This is a genomic window from Clostridium sp. CM037 (assembly GCF_055081095.1).
Genome location: NZ_CM143650.1, coordinates 3,244,590 through 3,265,083, shown reverse-complemented (window position 1 = coordinate 3,265,083; position 20,494 = coordinate 3,244,590). Strand labels below are relative to the sequence as shown.

Genomic DNA, 20,494 nt, shown 5'->3' with positions numbered 1-20,494 from the left:
AGAACGGAGGTTTTCTAATGCAATATTTGAAGGAAGAGGTAAGAAATAATATAGTAGAAGAATCTCTAAAGGAATTTAAACAAAGGGGATACAAAGGCACATCAATAAGGGGGATAGCTAAGAACTCTGAAACATCAGTGGGGAATTTTTATAAATATTTTCATAGTAAAGATGATTTGTATGAAAAATTAATTGGACCTGTATATGATAGACTAATGGATTACATTAATCAGTTTAATGAAGTAGAAATAAACGAAGAAGCAGATGATATTTTTTATAAATTAATGGAAAAGATAATGGAGATATTTAAAGAAAATAGCATAGAGATTACAATATTACTTAATAAAAGCGAAGGTTCGAAATATGAAAATTGTAAAAAGACCTTCGTTGAGTTCGTAACTAGAATAGTTTCAGAGAAAATGAAATATGAGCTGTCACTCCAGAGGAAAAGACTTAAAAATAATTTTATTATTTATCTTATATCATATAACCTTGTGGAGAGTATTTCTATCATTTTAAGAGAGAAAGACGACGGAGCTCAGGTGAGAAAACTTATTATTGATATAATAGATATATTTTATAAAAATATTATGAGCAAGTTAGATTGTGAAAATATAAGTTAGGAGATAAAAAATGAAGAATTTTATAGAACTAAAAAATGTGAAAAAAACTTATACCATGGGAGAAGTTATCATCAAAGCAGTAGATGATGTTTCATTTTCTATAGAAAAGGGTGAATTTGTTGTGGTTATTGGTGCTAGTGGTGCAGGTAAAACAACAATACTTAATCTTTTGGGAGGTATGGACTAAATTACTAGTGGAAATATTATTGTGGATGGCAATGATATAAGTGAATATAATAAGAAAATGCTTACAAAATATAGGCGTGACGAAATAGGATTTGTATTTCAGTTCTATAATTTAGTACAAAATTTAAATGCAATTGAAAATGTAGAGCTTGCAGTTGAAATTTGTAAAAACCCAATGAATCCTGAAGAAGTACTTAAAAATGTAGGCCTTGAAAATAGAATGCGGAATTTCCCGTCGCAGCTTTCGGGAGGAGAACAGCAAAGAGTTTCCATAGCGAGGGCCCTTGCAAAAAATCCTAAGTTACTTCTTTGTGATGAGCCTACAGGAGCACTGGATTATAATACTGGTAAGTCGATACTTAAGTTACTATCTGATACTTCAAAAAAACATGGCATGACTGTCATAGTCATTACACATAATTCCGCTATAACCCCTATTGCTGACAAGATAATAACAGTTAAAAGTGGTAAAGTTGAAAGCGTAATGAAAAATGATAATCCAATGTCTATCGAAAGCTTGGAGTGGTAGAAGTGAAGAAAACATTTTTTAAAAATTTATTTAGAGACATAAAAAAGACACTTTCAAGGTTTTTATCTATAGTAATAATCATTGCAATGGGAGTAGCTTTTTATGCTGGAGTTCGTGCTACTAGTCCAGATATGAAAAAATCAGCAGATTTTTATTTTAATCAAACTGAGTTTATGGATTTTAGACTTATATCTACACTTGGACTTACAAAGGATGACTTAGCTGAGGTCCAAAAACTAAAAGGTGTAAAAAAGGCTGAGGGTTCATTTTCAATAGACGCAGTAGTTGAAAAAGATAAACATTCCCTGGTGCTTAATGTTAATTCAATTCCTCCTGAAAATGGCATAATTAAGATTAAGATCGTCACAGGAAGAATAGCAAAAGCTAATAATGAAGTTGTAGTTGAAGACCAATTTTTAAAAGAAAATAAACTTAAAATAGGGGATGTTATAGAACTTAAATCAGGAAAAGATGCTTTAATAGATAATGACCTAAAAAATAGCAGATTTAAAATAGTAGGAACAGCGCTGTCACCTTTATACTTATCAGCTCAAAGACAGCTAAGTTCAGTTGGTAATGGAACTGTTCAGGGATTTATTTATATACTACCTGATGTATTTAAAAGCGATGTTTATACAGAAATATATGTAAAAGATGATAGTGAAGAATCAAAAGATAGTCTTATATTAAGTGAAGATTATAAAAAAACTTCTAACAATATGAAGCAAGATCTTAAGGATATTGGAGTTATAAGAAGTAAAGTAAGGTATTCGCAAATATTGAAAGCTACGCAAGGTAAAATAAACATAGCAGAAATTAATGATATTAAAAAACCAGAATGGTATGTTCTTGGAAGAGATGCTAATCTGGGATATGAAACATATAGACAAGATAGTGAAAGAATAGATAACATAGGCAAGGCCTTCCCACTTATATTTTTCTTAGTGGCAGCTTTAGTTAGCCTTACAACTATGACGAGAATGGTTCAAGAAAATAGAATTGAAATAGGAACTTTAAAAGCTTTAGGATATTCAAGAGTGGCCATAACTACTCACTATTTAATATATGCACTTTTAGCTAGTATAACAGGTAGCATAGTAGGTGTGTCTTTCGGATTTAGACTTTTCCCTCCACTTATAATGAATGCTTATAGCTCGCTTTATTCTATTCCAAGTTCTTTAACTCCTTTTAACCCTAGTTTAGCGCTTCAATCTTCATTAATCGCTATACTATTTACAACTCTTGCGGCGGGAGCAGCGACGTTTGAGGAATTAAGAGAAGCACCAGCATCTTTGATGAGACCAAAACCGCCAAAGGCTGGAAAGACTATATTACTCGAAAAAATAACTTTTATATGGAAAAAGTTGAGTTTTACAAGCAAAGTTACTGCAAGAAATATATTTAGATATAAACAAAGGTTTTTCATGACCGTAATAGGCATCGCGGTGTGTACAGGGCTCATGATAACAGGATTTGGACTTAAATCAGGAATAATGGGTGCTGTGGAAAGTCAGTTTACAAATATATATAGATATGATATGCAGTCAACACTTAGGAAAGACATAGACGATAATCAAAAATATGTCATACAGAATAAAATAATGAAAGATGATAACGTAAAATCAGTTTTATTTTCATATACAAAAAATGGAACAGTGGATCTTTATAAATCTGGTAGAGAAGATGCATATTTAGTGGTTACAGAAGATAAGAAGGAACTTAATAAGTATATTAATCTTACAACGAAAGGTACAGATCTAAGCCTTAAAGAAGATGGTGTAATTATTACTGAAAAATTATCGAAACTTATGAATAAAAAAATTGGAGACATATTTGAGATAACCATAAATGATAAAGTTGTAAAAGCTAGAATCTCAGGCATAACAGAGCATTATCTGCAACATTATATTTATATAAGCTCCGATTATTATAAAAAAATAACTGGGGAAAATCTTAAATTTAATGGGTTTTATGGACTTTTAAAATCGACATCAGATAGTGAAGAAGATAACACTACAAAGGTACTAACACGAACCCAAAATGTAGGATCTGTAAATTACAAAAACAAATCACATTTTGATTTTAATAAAACAACGAAGAGCATAAATTCAGTGGTACTCGTTCTAATAGTATCCGCAGGAGTCCTTGCTTTTGTTGTAATATATAACCTTACAAATATAAATATAAATGAAAGAAAAAGAGAATTGTCTACAATAAAACTTTTAGGATTTTATGATAGTGAACTTGCACTATATATATACCGTGAAAATATTATATTAACGGTAATAGGAAGCCTAACTGGAATAGCTGTGGGAATACTCCTATGTGGGTTTGTAATTAACACTTCAGAGACTAACGTAATGATGTTTATGAGGAAAATTGACCCTATTTATTTTCTATATTCAGTGTTACTTACAATTTCATTTTCTATAATTGTAAATTTAGTTATGTACAGAGAATTTGGTAATATAGATATGATAGAATCACTTAAAAGTGCAGAATAATGTTGCTTATACAAACATAAAAACATGCCCGGGAAATAATTTGTAATTTTCCACGGGCTTTTTTTCTTTGCGTTAAATTATATTTTGAGTTACCTTCAATTTAAAAAAGCTTGATCTGCAGCAGGGATAATTTATCTCAATGTTTGGAAGTATATATAGGAAAACCTAAAAAAAACGGTAGAGACTTATAAATAAAAATTAAGTTAAAAGGTGTGGTGCATTAGAATGATGTTTTTAGACAGAAAAGATGCAGGGGAAAAGCTAACTGATAGTCTTGAAAAATTTAAAGATGAAGATGTAATTGTACTTGCGGTGCCAAGAGGTGGACTTGAAATAGCTTATGATACAGTAAAAAGGTTTGGGTTTAAATGGGATTTGATTATTCCAAGAAAAATAGGTGCACCACATAACAAGGAGTTTGCAATAGGTGCAGTGTCTGTGGATGGTAGTTATTTTATAAATAATCATTACGTGAAAATGATTGGTATATCACAAGAGTATATCGAGAAGGAAGTTTTAGAGCAAACAAAAGAAATTAAAAGAAGAATGAAAGAGTACCGTGGAAAGGATACATTTCCTGAGGTTAAAGATAAAACAGTTATAATTATTGATGATGGGATTGCTACGGGATTTACTATCCTGGCTGTAATAAAATCTGTTAAAAAGCAAGGAGCTAAAAAAATCATTCTAGCTATTCCTGTAGGTCCTATGGAAGTTATTGAAGAATTCAAAGAACTTGTAGATGAGGTAATATGCCTATATATACCAGAAGAATTTTATGCAGTAGGTTCATATTATATGGAGTTTAAGCAAGTTATAGATGAAGAAGTATTTAAAATCATGAATGAATTGAGGGGATAAATTATGGAGTATAAGCTTGTTGCGATAGATTGTGACGTTTACGGGTAGTCATGACTAATATAAATAAACGCATTATGCTTCAAAATGTACAATAGCGTTTTTGCTTATGCAATTGAATAATATATAGTATAATATAAACTATATATTATTCAACGAGAGAAACTTTTTTTAAGGGGGAATTTATCTTATGAATAAACAACAATTTGGAGTTATAAGCGTTGGTGTTATGGGTAAAAATTTAGCAATAAACGTTGAAAGCAGGGGAATTCTGTTTCGATTTATGATCGAAGTAAAATTGCCACAGATAAGTTATTAATAGAGGTGAAAGAAAAAAATATTGTGGGAACATACTCTATAGAAGAGTTTGTGAACTCTATTGAAATTCCGAGAAAAATATTGATTATGATTAAAGCAGGAAAGCCTGTGGATGAAGCAATAGAAGAGTTAATACCATATATATCAAAGGGTGACATAATAATTGATGGCGGCAATTCATTTTTTATGGATACAATACGTAGAAGTAAGAAACTTGAAGATTTGGGTTGTAAATTTATAGGGGCAGGAGTTTCCGGAGGAGAAAAAGGAGCTTTAAAAGGCCCAGCGATTATGCCAGGAGGGCAGATTGATGCTTATAAAATAGTAGAACCGATTTTAACAGCTATATCTGCAAAAGTAGATGGAGAATCATGCTGTACTTATATTGGATCAAATGGGGCAGGACATTATGTAAAGATGGTTCATAATGGTATTGAGTATGCAGACATGCAGCTTATTTGTGAAGCTTATGCACTTTTAAAAGGAGTTCTCGGACTTTCTAATGATAAAATTCATGATGTGTTTGCGCGGTGGAATAAAGGTGAGCTGAATGGTTATTTAATGGAAATAACTAGTGAAATATTTGCACAAAAAGATAATGAGTCCGGAAAGCACATGGTTGATATTATTTTAGATAAAGCAAGCCAAAAGGGAACCGGGAAATGGACGAGTCAAAGCGCTCTAGATTTAGCGCTGCCAATACCTACAATAACAGAGGCTGTTTTTGCACGTTGCATTTCGAAAATAAAAGATGAACGAGTGTTGGCAAGTAATATATTAAAAGGACCAGATGAATTATTTGAAGGAGATATAAATGAGTTTATAGAATCCGTAAGAAGAGCTCTTTATACAAGTAAAATATGTTCCTATGCACAGGGATTCGCGCTTATGAAAGCTGCAGCAGTAGAATATAATTGGGACCTTAAATATGGCGAAATTGCTAAAATATTTAGAGGTGGGTGTATTATTCGAGCTCAGTTCCTTAACAAGATTAGCGTTGCCTATGAAAATGATGCTAATATTAAAAATCTAATGTTAGATTCTTATTTCAAAAATATCCTTAGTAGTTATCAAAAGGATTGGCGATTTGTAGTATCCACAGCTGTAAATTTAGGAGTGCCAGTTCCGGGATTTTCTAGTGCACTAATGTATTATGACGGTTATAGAAGTACAAATCTCCCAGCAAATTTACTTCAGGCACAAAGAGATTATTTCGGTGCCCATACATTTGAAAGAGTTGATAAAGAAGGGACATTCCATCATGAATGGGTAAGTGAAACTAAATAATAAATATTAAAACCTGTAGTTTATATTTTAGACTGCAGGTTTTTGTTGTTAAAAAGATATAATGAATATGTTTAAAAATATTTCGCATGCTAGTATATTACATTTTACAAGAAATTTCAACTAAATTCTCAATATAACACTTTGGGATAGGGATTCAAGGTAATTATATTGACAAAGCTATCCAAATATGTAAAAATGGATATGAAAGCTTACAAAATAAGCATATGTAGGATAAAAATGTCGAAAAAAGTTTTGGAATTTTTAGCATCATTAGTTATTTTAACTTTTAAGGTCATTTTATTTCCGACAATAATAACATTTGCTACAAATTCTTAAACACCGGGAGTTTCAACCTTATCCACAAATCAATGGGGCACAGATGTTGATGGCAAGTATGATATTTTCATAAATTTGTGGTATGGCAATCTTATTATACGAGGAGGATTATTAATGAAAGGAACTAAAATTATTTCATGTATAACTATGGCGGCACTGATGGTCATAGCCGTAGGGATAACAACAAATGTGAAAGCTGAAACGATTAAAGAAATTAAGCCAGTAACTGAAATGGCTCACAAGAATGTAGTTACATATTTCCCTAATTGGGCAATGTACAACTCTGCTCATCAATCAATGGAACCGAAGGATATACCATGGACAAAAGTTAATGTAATTAATCATTCATTTTTCTCAATAAATAAAGATTTTAAAATCACTTCAATAGATACTTATGCGGACTATGAGAAGACAATGGAGCATTCAGGAGGGTGGGATTCTCCACTAAAAGGATGTTTAGGAGAGTATAAGTATTATAAAAGCATATATCCAGATAAGAAGATACTTATTTCTGTTGGTGGTTGGACACGAGGAGAAAATTTTCATGCAATGGCTATGACGGCAGAAACTAGAAAAGTATTTACAAATAGTGTTGTTGAATTTTTAAAGCAGTATCCATTTATAGATGGTATCGATATAGATTGGGAATATCCAGGTGTAGATAGAAAGGCAGACCCAAATGATCAATATGATAGAGGATGTCCAGGTGGCCCAGAGGATAAAGTCAACTATACATTACTATTGAAAGATATAAGGGATGCATACAATGCAAATGGATTATCAGGTAAAATGTTAACTGTAGCAGCTGGAGCAGGCTATGATAAGATGGCATTAGTAGAACCATCTAAATATGAACAATATCTTGATTACATGAATGTTATGACTTATGACATTCATGGTGCATGGGAACTAACTACGAATCATCAGGCAGCATTATATGCTAACCCTGAGGATCCATCAGGTACAACCCCAACAGATTTGAAGAATAAATATAATTCAGATTATGCAATGAAGGCTTATAGAGATATTTATAAAATTTCTCCATCAAAGCTTAATATGGGATCACCATTATATTCAAGAGGTTGGAAAGGTGTTAAGCCAGGGCCAAACGGAGATGGGTTATATCAAAGCGCAACCGGAGCTTCTGCGGGATCTTTGGATAATCCATCCTCACCAGGTGGACAAGAACCATGGTTTATATTAAAGCAACTAGAAACTACCCCAGGTTGGAATAAATACTATGATACTAAAGCAAATGCAGTATATTTATATAATGCATCAAAGGGTGAATTTTTAACTTATGAAGATGAAAAGACATTAAGTGATAGATGTGATTATGTAAATGCCAATGGCTATGGTGGAGTATTTATTTGGGATGCTTCTGATGATGATTTATCAAAAGGATCTCCAATGACAACCATAGCATGGAATAAAATGAGTACCCCTGTAGTAAATAAACTACAAGCAGCAACTTTAACAGCAGGAGCAGTAAGCAATGGAGCATATAAACTAACAGCAATAGTCCCAGCTAATAATACAGCAACTTCATATACTATAATGGAAGGTGCGAAGACGATAACAACAGGCACATTAGTAGCAGGACAAACTACAACACAAAAAATAGTATATGATAGTACAGGTAAGGAACCAGGAACATATGATTACACAGTAGAACTTTCTGATGGAACCAAAACAATTACATCAAATCGAGTAAGTGTAATAGTGCTACCACCAGTAGTAAATAAACTACAAGCAGCAACTTTAACAGCAGGAGTGGTAAGCAATGGAGAGTATAAACTAACAGCAACAGTCCCAGCTAATAATACCGCAACTTCATATGCTGTAATGGAAGGTACGAAGCAGTTAACAACGGGTAAATTAGTAGCAGGACAAACTACAACACAAGCAATAGTATATGATAGTACAGGTAAAACGCCAGGTACTTATGATTATACAGTAGTAGTAACCGATGGAACATCATCACTTATATCAAATAAAGTATCAGTAACCGTTCCAAAAGTAGTGGGCAAATTGCCAGCTAAACCAAGCTTAACTCAAGATAACTGGGATGGTGGTTCAGAGTATAAGATAATTATGAACATGTGGTGGGGAGAAAATGGTACTTCTTGGAGGCTATATGAGAATGGAGTACTAATTTCAACTAAACCATTAGTAACAAGTGTCTTAAATGCCCAAACAGATTCCGTATCATTTAAAGGGAAAGCAAGAGGAACTTATGTGTATAAGGCAGAACTTGTTAATGATGCAGGTATTACAGTATCTGATGAATTCAACTATACTGTAAGATAGTAAATAGTCAATCTAGGTTATTCCTTAAAATTAGCAGTTATATCATAAAGTACAGTAGCGGATTTATGACAACAAAAACAAGATAATTATTAATGGGACTGTCTTAAAAACAATAGAAAAGGCAGTCCCTTTTCTATTAACAAGCGGGTTGATTTGAATCCCACCAAGGCAACTAGTTACAAAGTATGTTAGGAGGATTATTAATGAAAGGAACTAAAATTATTTCATGTATAACTATGGCAGCACTAATGGTGATCATAGCTGTAGGGATAACATCAAATGTAGAGGCTAAAACGATTAAAGAAATTAAGCCAATGATAGTGCCTGTAGTAAAACCAATCTCTGGTTCAAAACTACTTGTAGGGTATTGGCATAATTTTGATAATGGAACAGGGATTGTTAAACTTAGAGATGTTTCAACTAAATGGGATGTTTTAAATATATCTTTTGGTGAAACAAATGTAGATCGGGCTGTAGTTGAGTTTTCACCTTGCTATGGCACAGAGTCAGAATTTAAGTCTGACATCGCATATTTGCAAAGCAAGGGAAAGAAAGTTGTACTTTCAATAGGTGGACAAAATGGTGTAGTATTAGTACCAGATACTACTGCAAAACAAAAATTTATTAATTCTGTGGAGGCTGTAATAGATAAATATGGTTTTGATGGAGTTGATGTTGATCTAGAGTCAGGCATTTCGATGAATGCTGGAGATACTGACTTTAAAAATCCAAGCACACCACAAATTGTAAATCTTATTACGGGATTAAGAACTATTTCAGATTATTATGGTCCTAATTTTATATTAAGTATGGCGCCTGAAACTGCATACGTTCAAGGTGGATATAGTTCTTATGGAAACATTTGGGGTGCTTACTTGCCAATTATTTATGGTGTAAAAGATAAATTAACTTATATTCATGTGCAACATTACAATGCTGGTAGTGGAGCTGGAATGGATGGTTTAAATTATAATCAAGGTACAGCTGACTATGAAGTAGCTATGGCAGATATGTTACTTCACGGATTTCCAATAGGAGGGAATTCTAGTAATGTATTTCCCGCATTAAGAGAAGATCAAGTGATGATAGGATTGCCAGCATGTTCATTAGCAGCTCCGAGCGGTGGATACATAAATCCTACAGAAATGAAAAAGGCATTAGATTATATAATGAAAGGAATTCCTTTTGGAGGTAAATATAAAATTTCAAACGCAAAGGGCTATCCAGGATTTCGAGGTTTAATGTCTTGGTCAGTCAATTGGGATGCTAAAAGTAATTATGAGTTTTCAACTAATTATCGTGCATATTTTGACGAAATAGTTAACCCTGTTTATTCATTAAAGGGAGCAGTTATTTCATCAAGTGCAGTAGCTAATGGTAGCTTTACATTGACGGCTGAAGTTCCAGGATATAATACTGCTAGTTCTTATAAATTTATAGATAATATAGGAGTAATTACAGGTGGTAAAATAACGCCTCAAACTTCAGAAGTAACATTAACTCAGCAAGTTGCTAACAAAAAAACCGGAACGTATGATTACACAGTAGAACTTTCTGATGGAACAAAAACCATTACATCAAATCAAGTAAGTGTAATAGTGTTACCACCAGTAGTAAATAAACTACAAGCAGCAACTTTAACAGCAGGAGTGGTAAGCAATGGAGCATATAAACTAACAGCAACAGTACCAGCTAATAATACCGCAACTTCATATACTATAATGGAAAATGCGAAAACGATAACAACAGGCACATTAGTAGCAGGAAAAACTACAACACAAACAATAGCATATGATAGTATAGATAAAACCCCAGGTACTTATGAATATACAGTAGTAGTAAGCGATGGAATATTACCGCTTATATCTAATAAAGTATCAGTAACCGTTCCAAAAGTAGTGGGCACATTGCCAGCTAAACCAAGCTTAACTCAAGATAACTGGGACGGTGGTTCGGAGTATAAAATAATTATGAACATGTGGTGGGGAGAAAATGGTACTTCTTGGAGGCTATATGAGAATGGAGTACTAATCTCAACTAAACCATTAGTAGTAAGTGGATTAAATGCCCAAACAGATTCCGTATCATTTAAAGGGAAAGCAAGAGGAACCTATGTGTATAAGGCAGAACTTGTTAATGATGCAGGTATTACAGTATCTGATGAATTCAACTATACTGTAAGATAGTAAATAGGCAATTTAGTTTATTCCTTAAAAATAGCAAAATATTATAGGGACTCTCCTAAAAACAATAGAAAAGGCAGTCCCTTTTTCTATTAGCAAATATAATACATAAATAAACACGTTGTACTTTAAAAATGTTGATGCTATATATGGTTTAATGTTAAAATAAAGTCAAAAATACTGTTAGGTGGTAATATTATGAATGACATAGGCGGTATAGAAAGATTAAGAAATATATATTCAGAACTTAAAGGAACGGAAAAAAGAGTTGGAGAATACATACTTAAAAATCCAAAGGATATTATTCATTCATCTATAACTGAGCTAGCTGAAAATTGTAAATGTGGGGAAGCTACGGTATTTAGACTTAGTAAAAAATTGGGGTTTAAAGGATATCAGGATTTAAAGATAAGTATTGCTAGTGAAATTGTAAAACCTATTGTGAATATACATGAGGAAATAAAAGAGAATGATGATACCTTGGTTTTAATGCAAAAGATATTTAATTCCACAATAAGTTCGCTTAATGAAACTTTAAGAATAAACGACGATAAGGAATTAGATAAAGCTATAGGATATATTCATAATGCAAAAAGAATAGCTTTCTTTGGTATGGGCGGTTCTGCGGCAATAGCTCTTGATGCATATCATAAGTTTATGAGAACAGGGAAGTACTGTATATTTCATGATGATTCCCATTTTCAAGCTATGGTAAGCTCCATGTATGATGAAAATGACTGTATAATAGCTATTTCAAATACCGGAAGTAATATAGAATTAGTAGAAAATTTGAGAATTGCAAAGGAAAAAGGAGTGAAAATTATATCTATAACTTCAAATTATAAATCTCCCATATTAAAGGTATCAGATGTGGTTCTCGTATCTTATGGTAAAGAAAATCTATCAAGAAGTGAGGCTATGGAGTCAAGGATTAGTGCATTATCACTTATAGATTGTATGTTTGTTGGTACTTGTCTAAAGGATAAAGATAATTATTATAAGGTTTTAGGGCAGATTAGGGAAGCTATAGCAAACAAGAGATATTAAATCATCTTCTGCTAAGCTCAATATTAATGACTTCAGAAGGAGGTTTACACTCCCACTGAAGTTTTATTTTTGTTATAACACGGAACTCCCTTATAGGAGTAGGAGACTTTCCTTCGGGAATATAATTAAAATAATTTTCATACACTCAATAGGAGTGTATTTTTTTGTGGAATAATGAAAAATATTTTCAAGGAATGCTTGATTAAACCTTTACATTATAATATAATAATAAAAAAGAGAATAATTTTCATAAAATAGCAATTATACAGTAATTTAAGAAAAAAAGAAAAATTATTTCAAAGGGGGATGTCATGGAATATTTAATTGGACTAGATATTGGAACAAGTAGTACTAAAGCAATTGCATTTAATTTGTTGGGAAACGTAATTTCAAAATGCAATATAGGTTATCCTATTTTAAACCCTAAACCTTCTTGGAGTGAGCAATGTCCTGAGGAGATGTTTGAGGCAGTTATTAATTCCATTAAATGCGTAGTAAATGAAAACACTAACAAAGGAAATAAACTTCTTGGTGTTAGTTTCAGCGCTGCTATGCACGGTATAATTGCTGTAAATGAAAATGGAGATAAATTAACTGATTGTATTATTTGGGCAGATACCAGAAGCACAGAATATTCGCAGAGTATAAAAAATAGCAAAATAGGTCATGAAATTTATATGAAAACGGGCACCCCCATTCATCCAATGTCACCACTTTGTAAACTGGCATGGATGAAAGATAATATGAAGGAAGTATTTAATAATACAAGTAAGTTTATTTCAATTAAAGAATATGTTTTCTTTAAACTATTTCATAAATATGTTGTGGATTATTCAATTGCATCTGCTACAGGTTTGTTTGATATTTATGAACTTCAATGGAATAAAAATTCATTAGGAGTTGCAGGTATAAGTGAGGAAAAGTTATCTACACCAGTATCACCAACGCAAGTATTTAAAGGTTTGGATAAAAAATATGCAGATTTAATGGGAATTGACAGAGAAACAGCATTTGTAATTGGGGGAAGCGACGGGTGCCTTGCTAACCTTGGCGCCAATGCTGTAAAACCTGGAGATGCCGCAGTTACAATCGGAACCAGTGGAGCTATAAGAATAATAGCAGATAAACCAAAAAATGATGAGAGTGAAAGGATTTTTAGTTATATCCTTACTGAAGATCATTTTGTTCTTGGAGGACCTGTTAATAATGGAGGGATTATTTTTAGATGGTTCAGGGATAATTTTTCGCATTTAGAACTTACGCAAGCTAAAGAGTTAGGTGTTGATACTTATGAATTATTAACAAAGGAAGCATCTAAGGTACCAGCAGGAGCAAATGGTTTGATATTTTTGCCTTATCTTCTTGGAGAGAGAGCGCCGCATTGGGATGCAAACTCAAAGGGTGTTTTCTTTGGGATAAACATTACACATAAAAGGGAACACTTCCTAAGAGCACTTCTGGAAGGTGTGATATTTGGTGTTTATAGTGTGGGAAAAGCTTTAGAGGAGACAACTGGTAATATTGATACAATTTATGCTACTGGAGGCTTTGTTAGATCTGAGCTTTGGGTTCAAATGTTAGCAGATGTATTTAATAAAAAAGTAGTAATAGCAGAAAGCTATGAAAGTTCCTGTTTGGGAGCGGTAGTACTTGGTATGAAGGCAATAGGACTTATAAATAATATAGAAGAGGTAGAAAAGCTAGTCCCTATTTCTCAAATATTTAAACCAAATATAAAAAATCATGAAGTTTACATGAAAACTTTCGAAATATATGAAAGATTGTACGTAAAATTAAAAGACGAGTTTGTAAGTATTGGTTTATTACAAAAATAAGAGGGGGATTTTATTATGCCATTATTAATTGTTGCTTTAGGAGTTGTGTTATTATTGGTTCTTATGATAGCTTTTAAATTAAATAGTTTCTTGTCATTAATTATTGTGGCACTATCAGTAGGTATTTTGGAAGGTATGCCATTGCCTGATGTTGTAACTTCTATTACAAAGGGCGTTGGTGGTACATTAGGTACACTTGCATTAGTACTTGGATTTGGTGCTATGCTTGGTAAGCTCATGGCAGACAGTGGTGGAGCCCAAAGAATAGCCATTACATTAATTGATAAGTTTGGGAAAAAGAGAATACAATTGGCAGTTGTAATGACAGGGTTTATAGTTGGTATGGCTTTATTCTATGAAATAGGTTTTGTACTTTTAATACCACTAGTATTTACAATTGCAGTAGCTGCTGATATCCCACTTTTATATATAGGAGTTCCAATGGCAGCAGCTCTTTCAGCAACTCATGGATTTTTACCACCACATCCAGGTCCTACAGCTATAGCAGCTATTTATAAAGCCGATTTAGGTAAGACATTGCTTTATGGTATTGTGGTTTCTATACCTGCGGTAATTCTTGCAGGCCCTGTACTTACGAAGTTCTTAAAGCATATGGAACATGATATACCAAAAGGATTATTTAACCCTAAGATATTTACGGAAGAAGAAATGCCTAGTTTTGGAGTAAGTGTATTTACGGCTTTAGTGCCAGTAATACTTATGGCAACAAGAGCTGTTGCTACTATTTGTTTACCAAAAACATCACCTATATTAAGTTATACTACATTCTTAGGTGATCCAGTAATAGCATTACTTTTAGCTGTACTTTTGGCTATATTCACTTTTGGACTAAACAGGGGCAAAAAAATGCCTGAAGTGATGAAAACTGTAACTGAATCTATAGCGGCAATAGCTATGATACTATTAATAATAGGTGGAGGCGGAGCCTTCAAACAGGTTTTAGTAGATAGTGGAGTTGCAGATTATGTTGCCCTAATTATGAAAGGATCAAGCATGTCACCACTTTTGCTTGCATGGTTAATTGCAGCAATCTTGAGAATAGCATTAGGATCTGCGACAGTGGCTGGACTTACAGCCGCAGGTATAGTTGGACCATTAATTGTAGCAACAGGTGCTAGTCCAGAACTTATGGTATTAGCTACAGGTGCAGGAAGCTTAATATTTTCACATGTTAACGATCCTGGGTTTTGGATGTTTAAAGAATATTTTAATCTATCAATACCAGAAACATTAAAATCCTGGACAGTATTAGAAACTATAATCTCTGTGGTTGGGTTAGTTATGGTTCTATTACTAAATATGATTGTATAATAAAGTTTTATATAGGAGAAGCTGTTCTTCTCCTTAATAGTTTTAAAAGGAGGAATTTAGTTTATGAATAAACAGCAATTTGGAGTTATAGGCGTTGGTGTAATGGGTAAAAATTTGGCAATAAACGTTGAAAGCAGAGGGTTATCTGTTTCAGTTTATGATCGAAGTAAAATTGCCACTGATGAGTTATTGATAGAGGCGAAAGAAAAAAATATTGTGGGCACATACTCCATAGAAGAGTTCGTGAACTCTATTGAAATTCCGAGAAAAATATTGATTATGATTAAAGCAGGAAAGCCTGTGGATGAGGCAATAGAAGAATTAATACCATATATATCAAAGGGTGACATAGTAATTGATGGCGGAAATTCATTTTTTATGGACACAATACGTAGAAGCAAAAAACTTGAAGAGTTGGGTTTTAAATTTATAGGGGCAGGAGTTTCAGGAGGAGAAGAAGGAGCTTTAAAAGGTCCAGCAATTATGCCAGGAGGTCAGATTGATGCTTATAAAATAGTAGAACCAATTTTAACAGCTATATCTGCAAAAGTAGATGGAGAATCGTGTTGTACTTACATTGGAGCAAATGGGGCAGGACATTATGTAAAGATGGTTCATAATGGCATAGAGTATGCAGACATGCAGCTTATTTGTGAAGCATATGCACTTTTAAAAGGAGCTATTGGACTTTCTAATGATAAAATTCATGATGTGTTTGCGCAGTGGAATAAAGGTGAGCTGAATAGTTATTTAATGGAGATAACTAGTAAAATATTTGCACAAAAAGATAATGAGTCCGGAAAGCACATGGTTGATATTATTTTAGATAAAGCAAGCCAAAAGGGGACCGGGAAATGGACTAGTCAAAGCGCTCTAGATTTAGCGCTGCCAATACCTACAATAACAGAGGCTGTTTTTGCACGTTGCATTTCGAAAGTAAAAGATGAACGAGTGTTGGCAAGTAATATACTAAAAGGACCAGATGAATTATTTGAAGGAGATACAAATGAATTTATAGAATCCGTAAGAAGGGCGCTTTATACAAGTAAAATATGTTCCTATGCACAGGGATTCGCGCTTATGAAAGCTGCAGCAGTAGAATATGATTGGGACCTTAAATATGGTGAAATTGCTAAAATATTTAGAGGTGGGTGTATTATTCGCGCTCAATTCCTTAACAAGATTAGCGTTGCCTATGAAAATAATGCTAATATTAAAAATCTAATGTTAGATTCTTATTTCAAAAATATTATTAGTAGTTATCAAAAGGATTGGCGATTCGTAGTATCCACAGCTGTAAATTTAGGTGTTCCAGTTCCAGGATTTTCTAGTGCGTTAATGTATTATGACAGTTATAGAAGTGCAAAGCTACCAGCAAATTTACTTCAGGCACAAAGAGATTATTTTGGTGCCCATACCTTTGAGAGAGTGGACAAAGGGGGAACATTCCATCATGAATGGGTAAGTGAAGCTAAGGAAAAATAGCAAATAATAAAACCTGCAGTTTATATTTTAACTGCAGGTTTTTTGTTGTAATACATGTTCGTAATCATCACATTAAAGTTATATACGTGTATAATAGTATATATATATTTTTTTATATTTTAGTAATGTGGGAGTATAAATCTCCTTCTGAAGTCATTAATATTGCAGCACCGCAGGTGATGATTTAATACAAAAGATTACAATATAAAAAGGGGGAATTGGAATGTATTTGATCCCATTGCCACGCAAGATTACAGAGAGGGAAGGGTTATTTTTGATAAGCCACAATACTGCCATTGTGTTAGATGTGGCAATGGATGACAATGATTTGGAAACAGCAAAGCTGTTACAACAGGAAATTAAAAAGGTTATCGCAATTACCCTTCCTATTAAAAAAGTATTACGGAGTGCAGGGAATCTTTATGAAAACTGCATTTGCTTTCAATATGATAATACAGATACAAGAAAAGAAGCTTACATGCTGAGCGTTAGATCAAAAAAAATTACAATTACCGCATGTTCAAGCCGTGGATTCCTGTATGGGGTAGCGACGCTAATTCAGCTATGCAAGATATCACGTGCGGAAATTGGATGCACAGATATTGAAGATGAACCATCTTATTCAAACAGAGGATATATGCTTGATGTTAGCCGCGGAAGGGTGCCTACTATGAACAGTTTGAAAGTACTGGTTGATCGGTTGTCCTTGTATAAAATCAATCAACTTCAGCTGTATATGGAAAACTGTTTACGATTAGATGGCTTTGAGGAAATTTGGTCGCAGACTGATCCTTTTACTCCGGAAGAGATTCTGGAACTAGATTGTTACTGTAATAAAAGAGGCATTGAACTGGTACCCTGCATAGCGTCCTTTGGACATTTGTACGATTTACTCCGTTCAGAGAGCTTTGGCAAATACAGAGAAATGAATACCGGTCAGGACAAAGCATTTACTTGGTATAACCGGATGAGATACCACATTATTAATGTGTCTGACCCCGATAGTTTTGCGCTTATAACAGGTATTCTTGACCAATACATGCCATTGTTTCGCAGCGATAAAATAAATATTTGTTGCGATGAAACATTTGATTTGGGTAAGGGGAAAAGTGCCCCCATGGCTAAGGGAATGGTTTACGGAGAGATGTATCTTTCTTATGTGAACAGGTTAGTGGAATATCTTCAAAGCAAGGGTAAAAAGGTAATGATTTGGGGTGATATTCTGCAGAATCATCACGAACAGATGGGTAAACTTAATTCGCAAGTTACCTGCCTTAACTGGTATTACAATTATGGTGCTAAGGAAGAAGTTGTTAAAATTTTTGCGGACAATGGTTTAAAGCAGTATGTATGTCCTAGTGTATCAGGTTACAGTAGGTTGGTGAATGCATATGACATGAGTTTTACTAATATAAGGGAGATGGCAAAGCTAGGTGATCAGTATTATGCAGTTGGATTTTTGAATACAGACTGGGGGGATTGCGGCCATATTAATATGCCGGCGCTTGCCATTCCCTGCATGATTTATGGTGCAGCACAGGGTTGGAACGTTGATGACGACAGGGATTTTAGTGCTATAGACAAGGCTATTTCACTGGTTGAATATGAGGATCGTGGAAAAAAATTGGTGGGAATGCTACGTGAACTTTCTCGTCAAGATATAATCACTTTTAATGATCTGGCATTTTTCAGGGATTATAAGGTGTACAATCAGACCTACAATGATCGTGGAACTTCGCTATATGAAAAAGCTAAAAATGAAATGATGTTGGTTTCAGAGAATCAGCTTAAGGGCGCAGTTACTAAATGCAGCGAAATCATTAATTGCCTTAAACAAAATGATAGTGGTTCTTATGCAGACCGCCAAGAAGAAATGCTAGAGTATTATCTTGCTGCTCGTGGTGTAGCACTGATGCAGGAATTGACGCTAATCATTAAAGAACGCGAGTACGGTCAGGATGTACATTCGCTGGATACTCCGTATGAACTGGCTAGTAAACTTGAATATTGGCTGATGGACTACTGCATAGAGTGGAGGACTGTCAGCCGCGAGAGTGAATTGTATCGAATAAAAGAATTTGTTTGGCAAATCTGTTCAATTCTCAGGAAATATGATTCAAAGTTACACAGTTGATACCAGCTGCAAAGAGAGAAATAATTCTTAAAAAATTTAATTATAAAAGCTGTGAAATTAAATTCATAGCTTTTATAATTAAATCATCTTATACGAAGTTGTCATTAAAACTATAAGAATTGTTTTTTATTATTATATAAAGACTTATAACCTAAGTTGAGGGATAAAAAAACTGTTATACAAACAGAAGTACAGACAGCAATCATAATGGCTATTTGGTACATAATTGCTGTGGTAGGTAATGTACCTGATAACATTTGTCCTGTCATCATTCCTGGTAAAAAAATTATTCCCATTCCTAGCATGGAATTCATTGTAGGAATTAAGGCGGTTTCTAAAGCATTATTAGCAAAAGGCTTTAAAATATCTCTAGGCTCCACTCCTAAATTGAGTAAAGTATTAATTTTATTTTTTTCTTTGCTTATATCATCCATAAAGGTTTTTATTGCAATGTTTACTCCCGTCATAGAGTTACCAATAATCATACCAGCTAAAGGTATAGTGTATTGAGGGTCGAATATGGATTTACCAACAACTACAGTTACAAAAAAGACTAGAATAAAAAGTCCCGAAAATGTTAAAGAAGCTCCTATTGCAATTTTGAAATTTTGATTTAAGTCTTTTTTACTTTTAATTACTCTATCAATAGAAAATACTATCATAATTACTAAAAAAATTATAGTAAATATAGGCTTTGGATTACTAAAGACATATTGAAGTATATAACCCACAATTACAAGTTGAACTGTCATTCTTAAACTTGCAACTATAAGAAGTTTTGTTTGATTAACCTTTGATTTTTTCATAATTATGAGCACTATAATTAGAAGTAAATAAATAAGTGAAAATTGGAAAATACTTAGCTGTACTGCTCCTTTCATATTTATGCCTCCTTAACTATTTCAACTTTATTTTCACAAAACTCATCAACAATAGTTTTATTGTGGCTTACAATTACAATTTCAATGTTTTTTGCTTTGCAGAAATTTATTATATTTATCATCATTTCATGACTGTTTTTTTCATCTAATGCTGAAGTTGGCTCGTCGAGTAATATAATCTCAGGACATAATGATAAAAAAATTGATATATAAACTCTTTGACGTTCTCCACCAGAAAGGGTAGATGTATTTTGGTCAAGTGGAACATTTACGCAGCAAAGATCGGTAATGTAGGTAATATATTCTAAGCTAGGCATAGTTTTTTGTCTTAGTGAATAAAAGGTTTTAAAATTGTCTATTATGCTTTCATCAAAAAGGAAAACATCCTGAGAAACTAGGCTTACTTCACGTCTTAGAGCAATAGGGTCATATGCACCAATTGGTGTACCTTTATATAATAATTCACCAGATATTGGAGTTATAGATTGGTTTAACAGTTTTAAAAAAGTGCTTTTGCCACATCCACTTTCCCCAACGATAAAATTAATCATTCCCTTTTGAACTTTTACGTCATTATAAGTTAAATTGGATTTGTAAATAAGATTACTTGCTTGAAATAATAGTTCATTCATTTAGAATGACCTCC

General features: G+C 33.3%; 14 protein-coding genes and 1 pseudogene. 13 read left to right on the top strand and 2 right to left on the bottom strand.

The features are described from left to right. Window positions 1-17: 17 nt before the first annotated feature. From ACWJKP_RS15720 to ACWJKP_RS15660, 13 genes and pseudogenes are all read left to right on the top strand, one after another. Window positions 18-623, top strand: a complete 606-nt coding sequence (locus ACWJKP_RS15720) for a TetR/AcrR family transcriptional regulator (protein WP_165413937.1) — start codon at window positions 18-20, stop codon at window positions 621-623. 10 nt (window positions 624-633) lie between these two features. Next, window positions 634-1,338: pseudogene (locus ACWJKP_RS15715) on the top strand (ABC transporter ATP-binding protein). Window positions 1,339-1,340: 2 nt separating this feature from the next. Then, entirely contained in the window at window positions 1,341-3,842 is a 2,502-nt protein-coding gene (locus ACWJKP_RS15710) for an ABC transporter permease (RefSeq protein ID WP_165413936.1), read from the top strand. A 225-nt stretch (window positions 3,843-4,067) separates the two neighbouring features. Beyond that, window positions 4,068-4,703: a phosphoribosyltransferase gene (locus tag ACWJKP_RS15705; protein ID WP_224578799.1), complete on the top strand. Its 636-nt coding sequence runs from the start codon at window positions 4,068-4,070 to the stop codon at window positions 4,701-4,703. Between the two features lie 187 nt (window positions 4,704-4,890). Beyond that, entirely contained in the window at window positions 4,891-5,019 is a 129-nt protein-coding gene (locus tag ACWJKP_RS15700; RefSeq protein ID WP_462961308.1) for a hypothetical protein, read from the top strand. Further along, window positions 4,980-6,305 (top strand): NADP-dependent phosphogluconate dehydrogenase, encoded by a 1,326-nt coding sequence (gene gndA, locus ACWJKP_RS15695; protein ID WP_462961687.1) that lies wholly within the window; start codon window positions 4,980-4,982, stop codon window positions 6,303-6,305. The genes ACWJKP_RS15700 and gndA (ACWJKP_RS15695) overlap by 40 nt, the downstream gene beginning before the upstream one ends. 450 nt (window positions 6,306-6,755) lie before the next feature. Continuing rightward, the gene (locus ACWJKP_RS15690) at window positions 6,756-8,951 is read left to right on the top strand and encodes a glycosyl hydrolase family 18 protein (protein ID WP_224578801.1); all 2,196 of its coding nucleotides are present in this window, start codon (window positions 6,756-6,758) and stop codon (window positions 8,949-8,951) included. 203 nt (window positions 8,952-9,154) lie between these two features. After that, a complete protein-coding gene (locus ACWJKP_RS15685; protein WP_224578803.1) occupies window positions 9,155-11,137 on the top strand; it encodes a glycosyl hydrolase family 18 protein in 1,983 nt (660 codons plus the stop codon). 195 nt (window positions 11,138-11,332) lie between these two features. Beyond that, window positions 11,333-12,181, top strand: a complete 849-nt coding sequence (locus ACWJKP_RS15680; protein ID WP_165413935.1) for a MurR/RpiR family transcriptional regulator — start codon at window positions 11,333-11,335, stop codon at window positions 12,179-12,181. Window positions 12,182-12,492: 311 nt separating this feature from the next. After that, the gene (gene gntK, locus ACWJKP_RS15675; RefSeq protein WP_462961307.1) at window positions 12,493-14,016 is read left to right on the top strand and encodes a gluconokinase; all 1,524 of its coding nucleotides are present in this window, start codon (window positions 12,493-12,495) and stop codon (window positions 14,014-14,016) included. Window positions 14,017-14,031: 15 nt separating this feature from the next. Then, window positions 14,032-15,348 carry a gluconate:H+ symporter gene (locus ACWJKP_RS15670; protein ID WP_165413933.1) on the top strand — a complete coding sequence of 439 codons (1,317 nt, stop codon included), beginning with the start codon at window positions 14,032-14,034 and terminating at the stop codon, window positions 15,346-15,348. 63 nt (window positions 15,349-15,411) lie between these two features. Continuing rightward, on the top strand, window positions 15,412-16,833 hold the full coding sequence (gndA, locus tag ACWJKP_RS15665; RefSeq protein ID WP_165413932.1) for an NADP-dependent phosphogluconate dehydrogenase: 1,422 nt from the start codon (window positions 15,412-15,414) through the stop codon (window positions 16,831-16,833). A 223-nt stretch (window positions 16,834-17,056) separates the two neighbouring features. Beyond that, window positions 17,057-18,967: a family 20 glycosylhydrolase gene (locus tag ACWJKP_RS15660; RefSeq protein WP_462961306.1), complete on the top strand. Its 1,911-nt coding sequence runs from the start codon at window positions 17,057-17,059 to the stop codon at window positions 18,965-18,967. A 110-nt stretch (window positions 18,968-19,077) separates the two neighbouring features. Here ACWJKP_RS15660 and ACWJKP_RS15655 read toward each other — a convergent pair whose 3' ends face one another. Then, window positions 19,078-19,848, bottom strand: a complete 771-nt coding sequence (locus tag ACWJKP_RS15655) for an ABC transporter permease (RefSeq protein WP_165413930.1) — start codon at window positions 19,846-19,848, stop codon at window positions 19,078-19,080. 2 nt (window positions 19,849-19,850) lie between these two features. Next, complete coding sequence (locus ACWJKP_RS15650; RefSeq protein WP_462961305.1) at window positions 19,851-20,480, bottom strand: ABC transporter ATP-binding protein; 630 nt, start codon at window positions 20,478-20,480, stop codon at window positions 19,851-19,853. Window positions 20,481-20,494 lie beyond the last annotated feature (14 nt).

What these genes read in the sequence shown, in the direction of transcription:
- ACWJKP_RS15720 (WP_165413937.1), top strand. Translation starts at nt 18, where the DNA reads ATGCAATATTTGAAGGAAGAGGTAAGAAATAATATAGTAGAAGAATCT.
- ACWJKP_RS15705 (WP_224578799.1), top strand. Translation starts at nt 4,068, where the DNA reads ATGATGTTTTTAGACAGAAAAGATGCAGGGGAAAAGCTAACTGATAGT.
- ACWJKP_RS15700 (WP_462961308.1), top strand. Translation starts at nt 4,891, where the DNA reads ATGAATAAACAACAATTTGGAGTTATAAGCGTTGGTGTTATGGGTAAA.
- ACWJKP_RS15690 (WP_224578801.1), top strand. Translation starts at nt 6,756, where the DNA reads ATGAAAGGAACTAAAATTATTTCATGTATAACTATGGCGGCACTGATG.
- ACWJKP_RS15685 (WP_224578803.1), top strand. Translation starts at nt 9,155, where the DNA reads ATGAAAGGAACTAAAATTATTTCATGTATAACTATGGCAGCACTAATG.
- ACWJKP_RS15680 (WP_165413935.1), top strand. Translation starts at nt 11,333, where the DNA reads ATGAATGACATAGGCGGTATAGAAAGATTAAGAAATATATATTCAGAA.
- gntK (WP_462961307.1), top strand. Translation starts at nt 12,493, where the DNA reads ATGGAATATTTAATTGGACTAGATATTGGAACAAGTAGTACTAAAGCA.
- ACWJKP_RS15670 (WP_165413933.1), top strand. Translation starts at nt 14,032, where the DNA reads ATGCCATTATTAATTGTTGCTTTAGGAGTTGTGTTATTATTGGTTCTT.
- gndA (WP_165413932.1), top strand. Translation starts at nt 15,412, where the DNA reads ATGAATAAACAGCAATTTGGAGTTATAGGCGTTGGTGTAATGGGTAAA.
- ACWJKP_RS15660 (WP_462961306.1), top strand. Translation starts at nt 17,057, where the DNA reads ATGTATTTGATCCCATTGCCACGCAAGATTACAGAGAGGGAAGGGTTA.
- ACWJKP_RS15655 (WP_165413930.1), bottom strand. Translation starts at nt 19,848, where the DNA reads ATGAAAGGAGCAGTACAGCTAAGTATTTTCCAATTTTCACTTATTTAT.
- ACWJKP_RS15650 (WP_462961305.1), bottom strand. Translation starts at nt 20,480, where the DNA reads ATGAATGAACTATTATTTCAAGCAAGTAATCTTATTTACAAATCCAAT.